Origin of the sequence: Pseudomonas sp. NPDC008258, assembly GCF_042956345.1 — a bacterium.
Lineage (GTDB): Bacteria > Pseudomonadota > Gammaproteobacteria > Pseudomonadales > Pseudomonadaceae > Aquipseudomonas.
The window spans coordinates 1-16,922 of record NZ_JBIBGE010000017.1 but is presented as its reverse complement, the minus strand read 5'-3'; the positions used below and the strand labels follow the sequence as shown (position 1 = coordinate 16,922).

Sequence of the window (16,922 nt, the reverse complement as noted above, 5' to 3'; positions counted from 1 at the left end):
GCAATGCGTCAGCGTATGCACCCAATGTCGCAAACTGCCGGGCAAGGGCTGCCAGCCCGGTCTCAGAACTTCGCCAGTTCTTCCCTGCAAAACTCCACGAACAACTGCGCAGGCTTGGTCAGTTGTACCCGCTTCAACCACGCGGCTGCCAGCCCCGACAGCGCCACCGGCTCGGCAATGTCCAGCACCGCAAGGCGCTGGCCGTCGTAGGTGTACTCCGAATGCGGTCGGGTCACCAACAGCGAAAAACCGAAGCCCTGCCCGACCATGCCGCGCACCATCTCGATGGAAGGCGAGCTGAAGACGATGTTCGGTGTCAGGCCCATCTCGTTGAACAGGCTGACGAAATAGGTACGGCTGGGAGCCACGTCCAGCAGGATCATCGGTTCCGGGCACAGGTCGCGTAGCGAGACCTGGGCCTGGCCGGCAAAGCGGTGGTTCTCGGGTAGCAGTACGTAAGGCTTTTGCGGTGGCATCAGTGGCTCGGCTTCGATGGTGCCGTCCAGGTCGTGGTCGTACAGAAACGCCAGGTCAAAGGTGCCGGCGGTCAGGCCCTGGACCAGGTCTTGCTGCTCACCGTCCCGCAGGCGGATATCCACGCCAGGGTAGCGCTGGCGAAAGCCGGCGATCAGGCGCGGCAGGTACAGCGGTGCCACTGTTTCGAAACAGCCAATGTCGATTTGCCCGGCAACGGTGTCGTTGTCGGCCAGGGCGTTCTGCTCGAACTCATGAGCCATCTGCAACAACGACTTGGTCTTGGCGTAAAAGCGCTTGCCGCTAGGCGTCAACGACACACCTTGCGCGTGGTGACGAATGAACAGCTGCACGCCGAAGCTTTCCTCCAGGCTCTTGATGGCCGTGGAAATGGATGGCTGGGCGATGTACAGCTGGCGCGAAGCCTCGGCAACGCTGCCGGCCTCCACGGTGGTGACGAAATACTTGAGTTGTCGCAAAGTGTAGGCAGCCACGGGCACCTCTTTAGACGCCGGTCTGGGCGCGCTGGAATCATGCCTGACACTTTAACCCCGGCTGCTGGCGGATGGGGCGCCGGGCGACAAAGGATTTACCTATGGCTTGAGCAGTTTTTTTGTAGCGCAAGGGCCTGATCGCCAGTTCTGCTGCTGGCCAAAAACCCCCAACCGTCTTTACTGATACCCAACGGCCTCAGCATTACGGAGTGCGCCTATGAAGATCGTGGTCACCAGCATTCTCGTCGACGACCAGGCCAAGGCCCTGGCCTTCTACCACTACGTACTCGGTTTCGAGCCCAAGCACGACATCCCCATGGGCCGGCACCGCTGGCTGACCCTGACTTCGCCCAACGACCCCAATGGGGTCGAGCTGCTGCTGGAGCCCGACGCGCACCCGGCGTCCAAGGTGTACAAAACGGCACTCAAGCAGGACGGCATCCCCGCCACTTCGTTCGCCGTACGCGACATCCAGGCCGAATACACCCGGCTGTGCGCAGCCGGCGTGCAGTTCACCCAACCGCCTACCGACATGGGCCCGGTCACGGTGGCCGTGTTCGATGACACCTGTGGCAACCTGATCCAGATTGCCCAGAAACACTGACAGCCCCTCGCGCACCAACAAGGAAAACAGATGCGCCACGAATTCAGCGAAGTGCTCAACGACCTGGTCGACTATTTTCTGCTCGGCGATATCCAGTTGCTTGAGCGCTTCAAGCAGGAACATGGGTTACCGGACGACCTGGCTTACGCGTTCACCCATGACGACAGCGGCGACCAGGCCGTGCGCGAGGGCATCGTGCTGCCATTGGCGGGGGTCGACAACCTGCCCTACCGCATCCTGTTCACCCTCGATGGCCACACCCCGGCCCTGCGCGAACCCGGCAGCCGCCTGAAGCACCGCCGCAATGGCTACGTGCTGCGGGTCGAGTACGGTGCGCTGATGCTATACACCTGGCGCATCCTGCAGCATTTCACGCCCAAGACCCTGGGTGACCTGATGGCCCGCTACCAGGTGCCGGGGCGGCCGATCATCGAGCTGGACAATGGCTGGTATGACGTGGAGGTGCTGGCGGGGGCGCTGGTGCGGGACGGGTTGTACGAGCCGGCGTTCGAGTTTGTGCTCAAGAAGCGCTGGAGCCGGGGTGAGGCGAAGGATGTAGATACCGGGTATGCCTTCGGGCTGCGTGGGTACTTCGACTGATTGGTTGCCTGTGCGGGCCTCTTCGCGGGCTTGCCCGCTCCCACAGGTACTGCACAGCCTTGAAAGCTGTGCAGTACCTGTGGGAGCGGGCAAGCCCGCGAAGAGGCCGCTACAGGTTAACTCATTGGTCAGGTGTGGTTGATATCCCGGTCCTTGGTCTCCGGCAGGAAGAAAATCCCCAGCACAGCCGTCATCACCGCAATCACGATCGGGTACCACAAGCCGTAATAGATATCCCCGGTCGCCGCCACCATGGCGAACGCCACCGTCGGCAGGAAGCCACCGAACCAGCCGTTGCCGATGTGGTAAGGCAGCGACATCGAGGTATAACGGATACGCGCCGGGAACAGCTCAACCAGCCAGGCAGCGATCGGGCCGTAGACCATGGTTACGTAGATCACCAGGATGGTCAGCAGCAACAGCACCATCGGGTAGTGGATCTTCGCCGGGTCGGCCTTCTCCGGGTAGCCGGCTTCTTTCAACGCACCACTCAAGGTGGCGGTAAACGCCTCGCTCTGTACCTTGAAGTCCGCTGCGGCCATGCTGCTGCCGTCAAAGCTTGGCAACACCCGTTCACCTATACGAATCTGCGCCACACTGCCTGGTTCGGCCGCTTCGTTGGTATAGGGGATGGCGCGCTTGGCCAGCAGGCTTTTGGCAATGTCGCAGGAGCTGGTGAATTTGGCCTTGCCCACCGGGTCGAACTGGAACGCGCACTGGCCAGGGTCTGCCACCACAACGACCGGGTTCTGCTCCTGGGCAACGAACACGTCCGGGTTGCCGTACTCGGTCAGCGCCTTGAAGATCGGGAAGTAGGTCAATGCGGCGATGATGCAGCCAGCCATGATGATCTTCTTACGGCCAATCCGGTCGGACAGGCTACCGAAGAAGATGAAGAACGGCGTGCCGATCAACAGCGAACCTGCGATCAGCAGGTTGGCGGTCTGCGGCTCGATCTTGAGCATCTGCAACAGGAAGAACAGCGCATAGAACTGCCCGGTGTACCACACCACGGCTTGGCCGGCGGTACCGCCCAGCAAGGACATGATCACCACCTTGAGGTTATCCCAGCGGGCAAACGACTCGGTCAGGGGCGCCTTGGATGCCTTACCTTCGGCCTTCATTTTCATGAACACCGGTGACTCGTTGAGCTGCATGCGGATGTACACCGAAATGGCCAGCAGCAGGATCGATAGCAGGAACGGCACCCGCCAGCCCCAGGCCTCGAATACTTCGGTGCCCATGGCCGTGCGGCATGCCATGATCACCAGCAGTGACAGGAACAGCCCCAGGGTGGCCGTGGTCTGGATCCACGCGGTGAAAAAGCCGCGCCGGCCCTTGGGCGCATGCTCGGCCACGTAGGTGGCCGCACCACCGTACTCGCCACCCAGGGCCAGCCCCTGTAGCAAGCGCAGGGTGATCAGAATGATCGGCGCGGCCACGCCGATGGAAGCGTAGCCAGGTAGCAGGCCCACCACTGCCGTCGACAGGCCCATGATGACAATGGTGATGAGGAAGGTGTGCTTGCGCCCGATCATGTCACCCAGGCGGCCAAACACGATGGCGCCGAATGGCCGCACGGCAAAGCCGGCGGCGAAGGCCAGCAAGGCGAAGATAAACGAAGTGGTTTCATTGACCCCGGCAAAGAAGTGCTTGGCGATGATCGCCGCCAGTGAACCGTAGAGGTAGAAGTCGTACCATTCGAATACCGTGCCCAGGGAAGAGGCGAAGATGACCTTGCGCTCCTCCCGCGTGATACCGCGTTGGGGCGCGCTACTGCCCGTGGATGCGCTGTCGAGAACCGCCATGGGTTGCCTCCGTCATGTGGTCATGCAGGCCGGAGCACCTCACACCCATTTCACCGTCGCACCCAGGCCCTAGGGCTTGCTTTGGTTGCGCGAAGCACGACGAGGCTGGCCGCCTCGGATCGCAGCAAGGTAACTGAAGCATAATCGGGTTTGGCGAGATATCCACCCGTCTGGCCATGCACAAGGAGGCGGCATGAACGACACGGCAACACCGGGCTGGCAGGGCGATATCTGGTTGGCTGACGATCACTGCCTCCTGCGCTCTACGCTAGGCAGGACCGACAGCCACATACACTACGCGCATCAGGTGCTTGTCGGCCTTGGTGCAGATGTCGAGGTGCGCCTGGGCGAGCAGGTCTGTAGCGGCCCGCTGGTAGTGATCGCATCGAGGCAACCCCATGCCATCCTCAGCCATGGTGTACCTTGCCTTACCGTGTTTGCCGAACCGCTGGCGTTCGATCTGGCAGACCTCGCCCTGGCCTGCGAGCAAGCCGGCAGCAGCCCAGAGCAACTGGTAAAGCACCTTGGGCGCTTGCCGCGCCGCCCGCTGGACCCGCGCCTGGCGAAAGCGCTGGAGCGCATCCGCGCACTCGACGAGCAAGCCTTGCCGGCCCAGGCGCTGGCCAGCACGGCAGCGCTGTCGATCAGCCAACTGGAACGCCTGTTCAGCGGTTCACTGAAACTGTCGGTGCGCCGGCTGGTGCTGTGGCAGCGCTTGCGCGTGGCACTGCAAATGGCGCTGGGCGGCGCCAGCCTGACCGAAGCCGCCCTGGCGGCGGGGTTTTCCGACTCCGCGCATTTCACCCGCAGCGTCCGCCACCAGTTCGGCCTGAGCCCCGGTGCTGCTTTGCGGCACTTGCGCCTAAGAACGCTCGGCTAAGGCACGGCGCAGCGCCGCCGGCAATGCCGCAGGAGGATGAGCCGCTGTGCTTGCCCACGGCTCATGCAATTGCGCCAGGTACGCCTGCGGGTAGTCCGGCCGATCACCGATGCCCATGTCGTCGTCCGCCAGCGCATAGCCTGGCAGGTACAGTACCGTGCCAAGCAGGCGGTCCCAGAGCGGAAAGAACAGCGCGAAGTTGACGTCGCCGGTGCTGCCGTACTTCAGGTGATGCAGGCGATGCACAGGCGCCCAGGCGAACACATGGCGCAAGCCGCCAATGCGCATGTCCACGTTGCTGTGTTGCAGCAACAACTGGATAGACACACTGAACGCCAGCAGCGATGCCACCTCGACGGGCAAGCCGAGCAGCAGCAACGGCAAGGTGCCGCCTAGGGTTTCGAGCAACTGGTGCAGAGGGTGCTTCATCAAACCATTGAAGCCGTACAGCCGGGTAACACTGTGATGTACCGCATGCAGCCGCCACAAGCGCGGGCTGCGGTGGCTGGCGTAATGCACCAGGGTGATGCCCAGGTCGGCCAGTGCAATGGCTAGCAGCAACTGCAAGGCCAACGGCCATTGATTGGGCCAAAGGCCTGTTCCCGCAAACCAGTGGGCAAGCAGCGGGATGGTTGCCACGCTGCAGAGCGTCAGGCATTCGTTGACCAGTGCATGGCAAACGTCGCGGCGGCTGTCGCCTTGTGCCTGGTTCCAGGCGGCCTTGTAGGGCATGAGCCGTTCGCAAGTGAATGAAAGCAGCACGGCAGTGGCCAGCAGCGGCAGCAGCCACAGCGGGTGGGCTACCAATGACAGTGCCGTGGCAATGAAGCCGAAGAAGAATAGCGGGGCGTAAAGGATGCGCATGGGTGGCTCCAGGTAGTGAGGAGCCGACAGTGTTCGCGCAAGGGCCGCATGGGCGCTTGAACGAACTGCGCATGTAGGGCCTGAAGCGGCACTTGCTTAAAGCGGGCGCGATCCCTGTGGGAGCCGCGCTTGCCGGCGATGGGCCGCGAAGCGGCCCCAGGATTTCAAGTTTGTTGCATAAATTGCCGGGGCCGCTTCGCGGCCCATCGCCGGCAAGCGCGGCTCCCACAGGGTCGCGGGGTCAATGCAAGAACTGCGAGACCTCGGCCAGTACCTGTTCGGCCTGCTCGCGATGGGGCACATGCCCACACCCGTGCAACAGCCGCATGGTCGCCGGCCCGCCGGCCAGCGCCACCAACCGCTCGGGGTGCGCGGGCGAGCCGAACTCGTCGTTATCGCCATGCAGGCTCAACAAAGGGCAGCGTACCTGTGGCAGTACGGCATCCAGGTTCCACCCGGCAAACGCCTCGGCCAACCAGTTGTCTACCCAGGCGCGCAGCACCCACTCGGCCTTGCTGCCGTGGTAGCGCTCCAGCCGTTGCAGTTGCCCAGGCTCGGCAAACTGCTGATCGGCCGCACGAATGCCATCAAGGGTGCGCGCTTCGACAAACGCCTGGGCCGACTCGGTGACCAGCGCCCTGCATTGGCTGGCAAAGGCCGCCGCGCAGGCTACGGCCATGCCACCGCCAACGCTGTGGCCGAAGACGACGAAATCGGTAATGCCAAAATACGCGCGTAACGCCGTGAACCCCTGCTGCGCTTCATCCTCGACAAACCCCAGGCGCAACGTGCCTGGATGTGCGTCGGATCGGCCAAAGCCCAAACGATCATAGGCGATTACCCGGTGCCCGGTAGCGTGTGCCAACTGCGCCGGAAAGTCGCGCCACAAGGCCACACACCCCAGTGAGTCATGCAGCAGGACAATGGGCGCCCCTTCCGCCCGCAGCGGCCTCCATTCCTGAGCGAACAGCTTGCCTTGCGCGGTGCCGATCCAATGTTCGCGGGTTTGCAGGTCGATCATACAGCCTCCGCTATCGGCCCCTTCAATTCGACCTGGTTACCATCCGGGTCATAGCAGTACAGCGACAACCCCTCGCCCTCAGCACCATAACGCTTCTCGGCGGGTTCCACCTGGACGCCGGCGGCCTCCAGGTAGGCCGTCAATGCCGCCTCATCGAACGGTTCGATACGCAAGCAGAAATGGTGCAGGTTGCGCCCTTCTGCCCCCGGTGCTGCCCCTCCGGGTTTACCTAGCGGGCCATCCAGGGTCACCAGGTCGATCATCGCCGTGCCGGTGGCAAGGTGAACCATCCCCAGGTCTTCGCGCACGCGGCTGACCGTGCAGCCAAGCAGCTCAGTATAAAAAGCAACGCTGCGCGGCAGGTCACTGACCCTCAGGACAAGGTGGTCTATGTGCTTGATGGCGAACGGTCGCATGGCGGGCTCCTTGTGCCGTGTGTGCGAGTAGGTTCGCCACCATAGCTCAGCTCCGCCTGGCGTGACCAGAATCAGCTACTCGTTCACCAAGCGTTGCAGCACGCCCCCTTCATGGCGCGTCAGGATGCGCAGCAGTTGATCGACCAGCGCCCGGTCCGGCGCATCCAGGTGGAAGTGGTGCCCGCCCGGGTGCCAGGAAATCTTCGCCTGCCCGGGCAAGGCAGCCTCACGCCGGGTAAAGGCGTCACCGGTAAACGCCCCTTGGCGCCCAAACAGCAGGTACAGCGGGCAGCGGATCTGGCTGAGCAGGTCGCAGGCCTCGCGCTCGGTCAGCGGCATCGGCTCGGGTAGCACCAGACGCGGGTCGTGGCGCCAGCAATAGCCATCGCCCAGTTGCAGCAGATCGCGCAGCGCCAGCAGCCGTGCAGCCCCTTCCGACAGTTCGGTATCCAGGCGCTCGCGGCGCTGCGCCAGGGCGGTATCTATGTCATCGAAGCGGCTCACGTGCGGCTCGGCAAAGCCCGGCAACTGGCTGCGCTGCACCATGCGCTTGAGCCGGTAAGCCCGCGCCAGGTGCTGCACGCGGTCATCCTCGGCCACCGTGAACGGTGCGCCCATGCCATCGAGGAAGGTCATGCTGGCAATGCCGCTGGTCATGGCCGCCAGCAGCGATGCCACCCCGGTGCCCATGCCATGGGCCAGTACGTGGAATTGCGACAGGCCCAGGCTGTCGGTCACCGCCAGCATGTCCTGCGCATGCTCCCACAGGTAGTAGCCACTGTCGTGGCGGCGATGGTCGGAGCGGCCGTGGCCGACCAGGTCGGGGGCCACCACGAAACAGCCATCAAGCATGGGTGCCAGGCGCTCGAAAGACGCGGCATTGTCCAACCAGCCATGCAAGGCCAACACCGGAATGCCCTCTTCCGGCCCCCAGCAGCGCACGGCGATTTCAATACCGTTCAAGTCCAGCAGGTGGTCCTTGGGATGCAGCGGCGCACGCATGTTGTTCATCTCCCTGGCTGGTGCCTGGCGCGTACTCGTCAGGCCGGCAACCCACCTTGGCCCAGCCTGCCCTGCTGTGCTGGCCCCACGCCGACAGGTACATACGTGTAACCGACGACCACAGCGGGCAACTATGTACCCCACCCCGCCGGGCAACCTGGCGCTTCATGGGCGCTCCCTACACTGGAGAACCTCATGACCTACACCCCTTTCCACCACCAGCAGATCGTGCGCACGTTGCCTGACTGGAGCAAGGCACTGCACCGCGAGCATGCCAGCCTGATCGTGCAAAGCCTGCGCAAGGAATACCTGGATGCCGATGGGCTGCCCTACACCTGGTTCAGCCAGGCCGACACCCTCACCCAGCAAGCCGTGCAGCGGGCCATTGCCCGACGCGACAGCAGCCGCACAGCCTTGCAAGCCGCATTGGCGCCCTTGAAAGGGATTAGCGAGTACTGTTCGCCGCTGCTGCAACGGCAATTGCAGATCGAGACCTCGGTGAACCAGGCCCAGTACGTCTATCAACCCACTGCCATCGAGCGCCCCACTGAGGTACCGGGTAGCCCACCGGTGCCTACCGGGCAGGGCACTGTGGTAGCCCATGGCGCCCCGCAGTACCGAAGCCTTCTGGACGCGGCCTTGCACAACTTTGAAGGTGCTCACGACACCACACGGTTTACTCGCCTGCAACACAGCCGGCACGACATCATGCCGCTGGTGGACCTGTCGGTAGCCGGGTTCATCTCGCAGTGTCGCGCCCTGGACCTGGGCCAGCGCTATCAGGACCACCTTGACGAGGTTTTCGCGGGCGAGCAGGCAAGCCAGATACAAACCCTGGCCATGAACGCCCGCCGCGATGAGTTTCGCGTACATATCCGTATCGCCGCCTGCAAGGGCCTGATCGACCTCGATGCCTCGGCGGCCTTGCACGCCTTGGTCGCGGACCTTGCCGACCCGCCCAGCTACAAAGGGCGCCCCCTGCGCTGCTGGCAACTGATGCTGTTCGGCATACCCATTCATGAAATGCTGTTCATTGCACCCGAACCTGACCGCGAGCACGATCCGGTGTTTCTCCATGACCCGGTGAGCGATGACCAGATCAGGGCGTTCCCATCGTTAAGCGAGGCGCACCGGTATCTACGCGAGCAGCTGTTGCAAGACGCCTATCGCAAGCGCTTCGTCGGCCTGGCCTTGCAGCAACAGCAAGCAGAGTTGAACCAGCGCCTGAGGCATGCGCTGTTCAGCAATGCCGGCCAGCGCGAGACGCAGGCGTTGCTGCCGCGTGACTCGGTACACCTGGACGCCGGGGAAGTGGCCCGCTCAACCCGCCCTTGGGCGGACCTGGAGTCGGCTCACCTGGCCAGGCTCAGGGCAGATGCCCGATCAATAGCGGTCCCCACCGCCGATGTAGACGCCCGGGTACGTCAGCGCAACCTGGAATACTGGCTCGACCTTGGCTTTACCGTCGTCAATGTCGCCGCCATGTTCGTCCCGTGCCTGAACCCGATCATGCTGACGCTGGGCGCGGCACAAATAATGGGCAGCGTATTCGAGGGCATCAGTGCCTGGGAAGCAGGTGATAACGCACAAGCGCTGGCTCAGTTGGAGTCGGTCATGCTCAATATCGGGGTTGTTGTAGCAGCCGGTGCCGGCGCAGCAGTGTTCAAGGCATCCGGGTTTGTCGACGGCATGCAGAGCATCGTCAAGGACGGCAAAGAGTACCTGTGGAGCCCCAGGCTGGATGACTATGCAAGCACTGTCTCGATACCCGAAAGCGTCGAAGCCGACCAGCAGGGCCGCTATACAGTGGAGGGCCGCGACTATGTACGCATCGATGGCGCGCTTTACCAACAACAGCAGGAACATGGCCGTTGGCACCTGGCCCACCCGCAGGACCCGCAGGCCTACCGCCCACCGCTGTTGGACAACGGCGAGGGCGCCTGGCGTGCCGTACACGAAACACCTGTGGAATGGGGCCGGTCTCAGCTGTTGAGACGCCTGGGGCCCATCGGTGACGGCCTGGACGAAGGCGAGCTGGAGGCGGCACTGAATTGCTCGGGCGAGCCGGACGCGACCTTGCGCCATGCCCAGGTAGCGGCGCAACGGCCGCCCGCGCTGCTGGCCGACTTGCTTGATCGCATCAGGGCCGACCGCCAGGTTGACGACCTCATGCAACGTGTACGTGATCAAGCTCCGCTCCACGCCTACTGGAACTTTGCCCTGCCCAGCCTGACCGAGCTGGATGGCTGGCCGCAACGTTACGTGATCAAAGCCTACCATGGCCCGGAAAACTGGGGAGCAAGCACGCGTTATGGCGCCGCCCCTGAAGGCGGCTTTGCGGTGGAGGTGGAAATCAACCGCAGTGAACTGGAGACTGGTGCGCTCGGCGCCACGGTGGTTGCGCAACTGGACGAACAGGCGCTGGTGGAGCTTTTACCCGAAAGCATCGCTCCCGCTGAACGCGACGCGGCACTGGCCAACAAGCTCGCCCGGCATTTGGGGCAACACCGCGAAACTCTGCTTGAACGGTTTTACACGCAACGTCAGGCCCCCCTCTCCCCTGCGTCCCAGGTCATTGCCGATCAGTTTCCAGGGCTGCCCCGGCGTGCCATCGAGCAGATCATGACCCATACCGACGCCAGCGAGCGTGTGCGCCTTGGCGCGGGTCGAGTGCCGTTGCGGGTGGCCGAAGAGGCTCGGGCATTGCAGGCACGGGCCCGCCTGGACCGGGCGTTGCTGGGGTTGTATCGCCCCGCCTTGGCCACCGCCGACAGCGCAGTGCTGGATGCAGCGCTTGCCGCCGAACACCCTGCAGCCGATGCCTGGCAGCGCTTCGAACTGGCAGCCGCGGACCGGCGCCGATCAGCCAGGCTGATTGGTCAGCAGCCCATCCGGCCTGGCTATCGCTCGCCCATGCGCCTGGCGCATGGACGCGTTGGCTATCCGCTCAGTGGCTGGCTGTCTTGGTTCAGACCGGTGAGTCGACGCTTGCGAGCGCTGTACCCAAGCCTGAATACCCACCAGCGTAACGCGTTGCTACGCCAACTGCGCCAACGCGGTGATGTCGGGGCACAGCTCAGCGCGCTGGAACGTGAGCGTGATGCACTCGACACGGCGCTGCGCCAATGGGAACGCGAAGGGGTTGAAAGCCAGCGTAGCGGCCGCGTCGAAGTACGTGAACGGATCAACGCCGCCTGGCGCCGTGACGACCCCGACTGCCTCGAGCTGGAAGCCCTGAATGTCGAAAGCCTGCCATCCTTGCCCGCACGTTTCGATCACATCACCACCTTGAATATTCGCCGTATCGGCATCAGGCATGTACCACTCGACTTTTTCCAGAGCTTCCCAAGGCTGCGCACCTTGCGCCTGGTGCAAAGCCCCGAAATGGACTTTGAAGGGTTGTTCCAGGCGCTGGCACTCACACCTGACCTGGAAACCCTCGAGTTGGGCGGCAATGGCCTGAATGCCCTGACCGTGGAAATGCGCCAAGGCCTGGGCAGGTTGACCCAACTGCGCCGGTTGAGCCTGCGCCGCAATACCCTGCAACTGCACACCGCCGACCTGCAGGTGCTTGCACAATTGCCCATTGAGGCACTTGACCTGGAAGACAACCACATCGTACTGGACGAGCCCTTGGCTTCGGCTTTCGCCAACCTGAGCACACTGCGCGAACTACGCATGACCAACAACCCGTTGCAGTACCCGCCCGACGTCACCGGGCTGGTACAACTGGCAAACCTGCAACTGCGCAACTGCAGCCTGCAAGCATGGCCACGCGGCCTGAGCCAGCTAATGCTGCACGCTGACTCCCAGTTGCGCTATCTGGGCCTGAGCTACAACCCGATAGGCGAGGTTGAAGCGTTCGATAGCGTTGTCACCAGTCCGTACGCCGAAGCCATCCGCACAAGCCACGACTATGGCTACTGGGACTTCAACGAGAACGGACTGGACGACGAAAGCAATCGTCGACTACGCGCAACCGGTGTGGAGGTGGATAGCGACCTGTCGGACAGCGACGACGAGCCCTGGCTTGAAAATGCCAACGCTGATCAGCAGCGGTTATGGCAAGACTTGTTCGAGGAAGGTAACAACCGCCACTTGCGTGAGGTTGTCGAGCGCGCGGCCAATTCCGCCCAGGCACGGAACAGCCCGCACACAATGGCCAATCAAGTCTGGCGCCTGCTTGAGCAGGCAGGGCAGGACCGGGAACTGCGCACGCACCTGGACGTTGTTGCGCAAGAGTTCCCGCCTACTTGCGGTGACGCTGGCGCAGACGGGTTCAGTGCGCTGGAGCTTGAGGCGCAAACCTTCAGATTGCTGGCCGAAGAAGCAGACCGCCCTTATTACCTGTTCAATTACTTCCGGCAGTTGTACCGCCGGGAAATGGTCAACGCCATGGCTGAGCGCATACAGCTTGCGCGCCGCACACGCCAGGCCGGGCTGCTGGAACTGGAGAGGCTACCTGCCGAGGCCCAGCCTGAAAACCTCGCCTTGCCCGCCCTCGACAGCCTCGACGATCTCGCTGACGCAGCATTGCTGCAAGGCGGTGTGGACCTGATAGAAATACGCCTGGCGCTGCGCCAGACGCTTAGCCAACCGCTGGATTATCCTGAACCCAGCCAAGGCATGCTCTACCGGCGCGAGGCCATGGTATCGCCACGCGTCGAGCAAAATGTCCTGGCCGCCGTGCGTTCGCTGGATGGCACAGCCGCCGAGCGCAGAGGCTGGGTTGCACGCCAGCCCATCTGGCAGCGCTACCTCACGCAGCACTTCAGCGAACGCTTCGCGAGGCTGGATGAGCAATGGTATCGAGGCCTGGAGTACCTGGATTACTGCCTGGACCCTGAAAGCGAAGCCGTGACATCGCTGGATGACGCGGTACTGCAGGCGATCCACGAAGCGTTGCCCGGCGTGCAATTGGGCGTAAACGGCCAACTGCGCAGGGTGGAGCTCAGCAGCCAGCTTTACGATCAGGCCACCCGGCGCCTGGAGGCCGGGCGTGAACTCCAGCGCCAGGCACTGTTCGAGGAGCTGACCAACGCGCAGGACTACAACAACAGGTAAACCGCTACTGCCCGCGCAGGTCTTCGAAGAAGGCCTGCCGGCCATCCACCTGGCTCGACGCCCGCGGGGCCACCGCCGCATCAGCATTGGCGGCCTCCACATGCCAGTAGCAATGCTGCACCGCGCGGGTCACCGCCACGTAGGCCAGACGCTGCACTTCTTCCTTCTGCGCCGTATCAAACGCCTGGGCATCACCGGCCTTGCCCAGCCCGGCCTGGCGATACACCTGGTTCTTGTAGGGCGAGCTGGTCAGGTACTGGCAATCGCCCAGCATGAACACCGCATCGGCCTGCAAACCCTTGGCACTGTGGTAGGTGAGCTGGCGCAACCGGCGCTGTTCGGCAGGCAATGCCGCTTCGGCATGCAGCACGCTTTGCAGGTGCGGGTTCATCAACGCCCTGTCGCTGCCCTTGCGGTACAGCATCATCACCGTCTCGCCCCGCTGATAGTGCTCGATCAACGTTTCGCCCAAGGCGGCTTCGTCGCGGTCGAATACCTTCACTGGCGAACCCGGCAGTTCAGCGGCGGGGCCACTGGCACGGGCCTTCTTGCCGGCGATTGCCGGAGTGCCCTTGACCAGGTGCTCGGCCGCGTCGATCACCTGTTGCTGACAGCGGTAGTTGTCGACCAGCATCACCCGGGTGTTGGCCGGTGACGGGAAGGCCTTGGTGAACTCCATGAAATACTTGGGCGAACTGCCACGCCAGCCGTAGATCGACTGCCAGTCGTCACCCACGCACAGCAACGACGAGTGCTGGGCGTGGCGCCCGGTGTGCATGGCCGGCCCACGCCGGCGGATTTCGGCCAGGCTGGCGCGCAGCCAACTGACGATCTGCGGCGACACGTCCTGGAATTCGTCGATCATCAGGTGCGCCAGCGGCCGCAGCAGCGGGTCGGGCAGCAGTTGCAGGTTTTCCGGGTTGTTCTCGCCAAACAGGGCGAACATACGGTTGTAGCTCATCACCGGGGGCGACTGGTCCAGCAGGTGCCCCTCCAGGGCTTTCCAGTACAGGGCCAGGGCCTCGAAGAACAAGGCATCGCTGTCGCCGGACGGGAAGCTCATCGCCGCTACCGCGTTGTTGACATCCAGGCCAAGGTTCTCGATGAAGTTGGCCGCACCGACAAAGGCATCCAGCAGCGGCGCCGGGGCAAGCTCACCCTTGACCTTGTACTCGAACCCCGGCCCAGCCACGGCATCGCCGGCCAACGAGGCCGCCAGGCGCCGGGCCATGGCATAGTTGTCGAGCCAGATCAGCGGCCGGTCGCAGAAGGCCTGCAACAGGGTGCGCTTGACCGCCCATTCGGCGCGCACCGCCAGCTTGGCGCCGGGGCGCTGATACTGCGCGCTTTCCGCGGGGTCAAAGCCCAGCACGACCAAAGGCCCCTGCCCCGCCAGGCGGCCGTGCACATGGAAACGGCTGCCACGGATATCGACGGTTTCGCGGCAAGGTTCGATGCCCTTGATCGGCCAGGCGCCGGCGGCGAACCACAGGTCTTCGATCACGTCGCACAGTTCTTCGTCGCGCTGGGCGGCCAACTGGGTCACCTGGGCGCGCTTCTGCACGTCGGGGTTGTTCGGGTCCAGTGGTTTCAGCTGCAAGGCTTCGCTGCGCAGCAGGCCGACCAGCTCGGCAAAGCGTGGGCTCTCACCCAGCAAGCTGCTGTAGCACTGGTTCAGCTGCTGGCGCTGGGCATCGTTAAGGCGCAGGTCGAACGGGTTGCTGTCGGCCTCGGCCTCGCGCCCGGCAGGCATCTCGTTGCCCAGCGTCTCGAATGCGCGCACCTGATCGAAGCCCGGCAGGCTGCGCACCAGCGGCAGGATGCGCGAATGGAAAGTACGTACCAGCTCGCGGGCCTGCACCGGTTGCAGGTTGATCTGCCACAGGGCAAACACGTGCAGCAGGCGCTTGATGAAGTCCTTGCGCGACTCGCGGGTGAAGGTGACCACGGTCATCGCGTCCAGCTCGTAGCCCAGGTAATGGCGCAGCAGCAATATGCGCAGCACCAGCGACGTGGACTTGCCCGCACCGGCACCGGCCACCACACAGGTGGACGGCGTGTCGCTGAAAATCAGCTTCCATTGCGCCGCACTGGGCTGGGCCTCGGCGGGCAGGCGCTGGGCGACGTCGGCCTTGAAGCGCTTTTTCAGCTCGGCCGTCAACGGCAGGCGCCAATCGTCGAACAAGTTGTCGTCCTGGCCCGGCACGCCAGCGCTGTCGGGGCGGGCATCACGGATCACCAGCACCTGGCGCCCTGCCTCATAGCCCTCCACCCAGGAGTCGCGGTGCTGGGCTTGCAGGCGGGTCAGCCCACGCCCCAGCAGGCGGGCGGCCAAGCGGCGAAACCAAGGCAGTTGGGCGGGCGGGGTAAGGTCGGCGGGGGCCAGGGGTTGCTCGTGGGCCACGGTCACTCCGTTGAAAAACAAAATCAGCAACCATGTTCGCCGCATCGGCAAAAAATCGCCAGCGAATGCTTACAGATCAGTGGATTAGGCGATTAAACGACTTCGGAGCACCGCGAGAAACATCAACACAATTGATTGATTTAAGCCGATATTTACGCTTATTTTCGATCTTTCTTTAGCGCATCATGGCGTCATTCCACTGATTCAAGGAGCACGACCATGCTGCAACTGCGACCGTTCGAAAGCCTCGGCCACGCCAACCACGGCTGGCTCGACGCCCATCACCACTTCTCGTTTGCCGAATACTACGACCCGGCGCGCATGCACTGGGGCAACCTGCGGGTATGGAACGACGACCTGATCGCGGCGGGCAGCGGCTTCCCGCCCCACCCGCACCGCGACATGGAAATCATCACCTATGTGCGTGAAGGTGCGATCACCCACCAGGACAGCCTGGGCAACAAAGGCCGTACCGAAGCCGGTGACGTGCAGGTGATGAGCGCCGGTACTGGCATCGTGCACAGCGAGTACAACCTGGAAGACGTCGATACGCGTATTTTCCAGATCTGGATCGTGCCGGAGCGCACGGGTGAGGCACCGCAGTGGGGTAGCCGGCCGTTCCCTAAAGGCGAACGTGGCGAAGGCTTCGTGACCCTGGCCAGCGGCCGCGCGGGCGATGAAGGCAGCCTGCAGATCCGCACCGATGCCCGCCTGGTGGCAGCCACTTTGCGTGCGGGTGAAACCGCCGAGTACCGCTTCGATGCCGCTCGCCGGGGTTACCTGGTGCCGGCCAAGGGGCTGGTGGAAGTCAACGGGTTGCGGGCCAAGGCGCGCGATGGCGTGGCGATCGAGCAGGAAGAAGTGCTGCGGGTGACCGCCATTGAAGACAGCGAGATCGTGCTGGTGGATGTGGCTTGAGCCCTTTAATTGTCGCCACTTCTGTAGGTGCTCTCCTGTGGGAGCGGCCTTGCGTCGCGAAAGGGCTGCGCAGCGGCCCCAGAACGTCAGAGTCATAGCCTGAATCGCCGGGGCCGCTTTGCGGCCCTTTCGCGACGCAAGGCCGCTCCCACAGAGATCGCATCAGGGCTGACAGGTGTTGGCCGCAAGATATGCAGCGCCTGTGAGACCGAGCGCCGCCCGCGCGGCGCATCGCGAGCAAGCTCGCTCCTACATTTGTTTCGGGCCAATCATTCCTATGGGATTTGCGCGCGAACGCTTTGGCGCATGGCTCGATATCGCGTCGAACGAACAAGGCGGTCGCGCGCGCATGGCACAGGCGTTACTGGCCCGA

At 63.5% G+C, this 16,922-nt stretch carries 12 protein-coding genes; 5 read left to right on the top strand and 7 right to left on the bottom strand.

All coding sequences use genetic code 11. The annotated features are described in order from the left end of the window. Nucleotides 1-62: 62 nt before the first annotated feature. Nucleotides 63-968 (bottom strand): LysR substrate-binding domain-containing protein, encoded by a 906-nt coding sequence (locus ACFY9W_RS15380; RefSeq protein ID WP_391131670.1) that lies wholly within the window; start codon nt 966-968, stop codon nt 63-65. A gap of 217 nt (nt 969-1,185) precedes the next feature. Between ACFY9W_RS15380 and ACFY9W_RS15375 the strand changes: the two genes are divergently transcribed. After that, nucleotides 1,186-1,572: a VOC family protein gene (locus tag ACFY9W_RS15375; RefSeq protein WP_391131668.1), complete on the top strand. Its 387-nt coding sequence runs from the start codon at nt 1,186-1,188 to the stop codon at nt 1,570-1,572. Nucleotides 1,573-1,602: 30 nt separating this feature from the next. Further along, a complete protein-coding gene (locus ACFY9W_RS15370) occupies nt 1,603-2,172 on the top strand; it encodes a hypothetical protein (protein WP_391131666.1) in 570 nt (189 codons plus the stop codon). 128 nt (nt 2,173-2,300) lie between these two features. Here ACFY9W_RS15370 and ACFY9W_RS15365 read toward each other — a convergent pair whose 3' ends face one another. Continuing rightward, nucleotides 2,301-3,980 (bottom strand): MFS transporter, encoded by a 1,680-nt coding sequence (locus ACFY9W_RS15365; protein ID WP_391131664.1) that lies wholly within the window; start codon nt 3,978-3,980, stop codon nt 2,301-2,303. A 193-nt stretch (nt 3,981-4,173) separates the two neighbouring features. Between ACFY9W_RS15365 and ACFY9W_RS15360 the strand changes: the two genes are divergently transcribed. Beyond that, complete coding sequence (locus tag ACFY9W_RS15360; RefSeq protein ID WP_391131662.1) at nt 4,174-4,860, top strand: helix-turn-helix domain-containing protein; 687 nt, start codon at nt 4,174-4,176, stop codon at nt 4,858-4,860. On the opposite strand, the gene ACFY9W_RS15355 is transcribed toward ACFY9W_RS15360, so the two are convergent. The 4 genes from ACFY9W_RS15355 to ACFY9W_RS15340 all read right to left on the bottom strand — a co-directional run bounded on the left by ACFY9W_RS15355 (nt 4,843) and on the right by ACFY9W_RS15340 (nt 8,163). Next, on the bottom strand, nt 4,843-5,724 hold the full coding sequence (locus ACFY9W_RS15355) for a sterol desaturase family protein (protein WP_391131659.1): 882 nt from the start codon (nt 5,722-5,724) through the stop codon (nt 4,843-4,845). The two genes, ACFY9W_RS15360 and ACFY9W_RS15355, sit on opposite strands and share 18 nt — an antisense overlap. Before the next feature lie 241 nt (nt 5,725-5,965). Then, nucleotides 5,966-6,745 carry an alpha/beta fold hydrolase gene (locus tag ACFY9W_RS15350; RefSeq protein ID WP_391131657.1) on the bottom strand — a complete coding sequence of 260 codons (780 nt, stop codon included), beginning with the start codon at nt 6,743-6,745 and terminating at the stop codon, nt 5,966-5,968. Further along, nucleotides 6,742-7,161 carry a VOC family protein gene (locus ACFY9W_RS15345; RefSeq protein ID WP_391131655.1) on the bottom strand — a complete coding sequence of 140 codons (420 nt, stop codon included), beginning with the start codon at nt 7,159-7,161 and terminating at the stop codon, nt 6,742-6,744. The genes ACFY9W_RS15350 and ACFY9W_RS15345 overlap by 4 nt, the downstream gene beginning before the upstream one ends. A gap of 75 nt (nt 7,162-7,236) precedes the next feature. Beyond that, the gene (locus ACFY9W_RS15340) at nt 7,237-8,163 is read right to left on the bottom strand and encodes an alpha/beta fold hydrolase (protein ID WP_391131653.1); all 927 of its coding nucleotides are present in this window, start codon (nt 8,161-8,163) and stop codon (nt 7,237-7,239) included. Between the two features lie 195 nt (nt 8,164-8,358). Between ACFY9W_RS15340 and ACFY9W_RS15335 the strand changes: the two genes are divergently transcribed. Further along, nucleotides 8,359-13,227, top strand: coding sequence for an NEL-type E3 ubiquitin ligase domain-containing protein (locus ACFY9W_RS15335; protein ID WP_391131651.1), 4,869 nt, complete (start codon nt 8,359-8,361; stop codon nt 13,225-13,227). A 4-nt stretch (nt 13,228-13,231) separates the two neighbouring features. Here the strand turns inward: ACFY9W_RS15335 and ACFY9W_RS15330 are convergent, their stop codons facing one another. Further along, entirely contained in the window at nt 13,232-15,676 is a 2,445-nt protein-coding gene (locus tag ACFY9W_RS15330; RefSeq protein WP_391131649.1) for a UvrD-helicase domain-containing protein, read from the bottom strand. Between the two features lie 174 nt (nt 15,677-15,850). Between ACFY9W_RS15330 and ACFY9W_RS15325 the strand changes: the two genes are divergently transcribed. Beyond that, on the top strand, nt 15,851-16,549 hold the full coding sequence (locus ACFY9W_RS15325) for a pirin family protein (RefSeq protein ID WP_391131647.1): 699 nt from the start codon (nt 15,851-15,853) through the stop codon (nt 16,547-16,549). Nucleotides 16,550-16,922 lie beyond the last annotated feature (373 nt).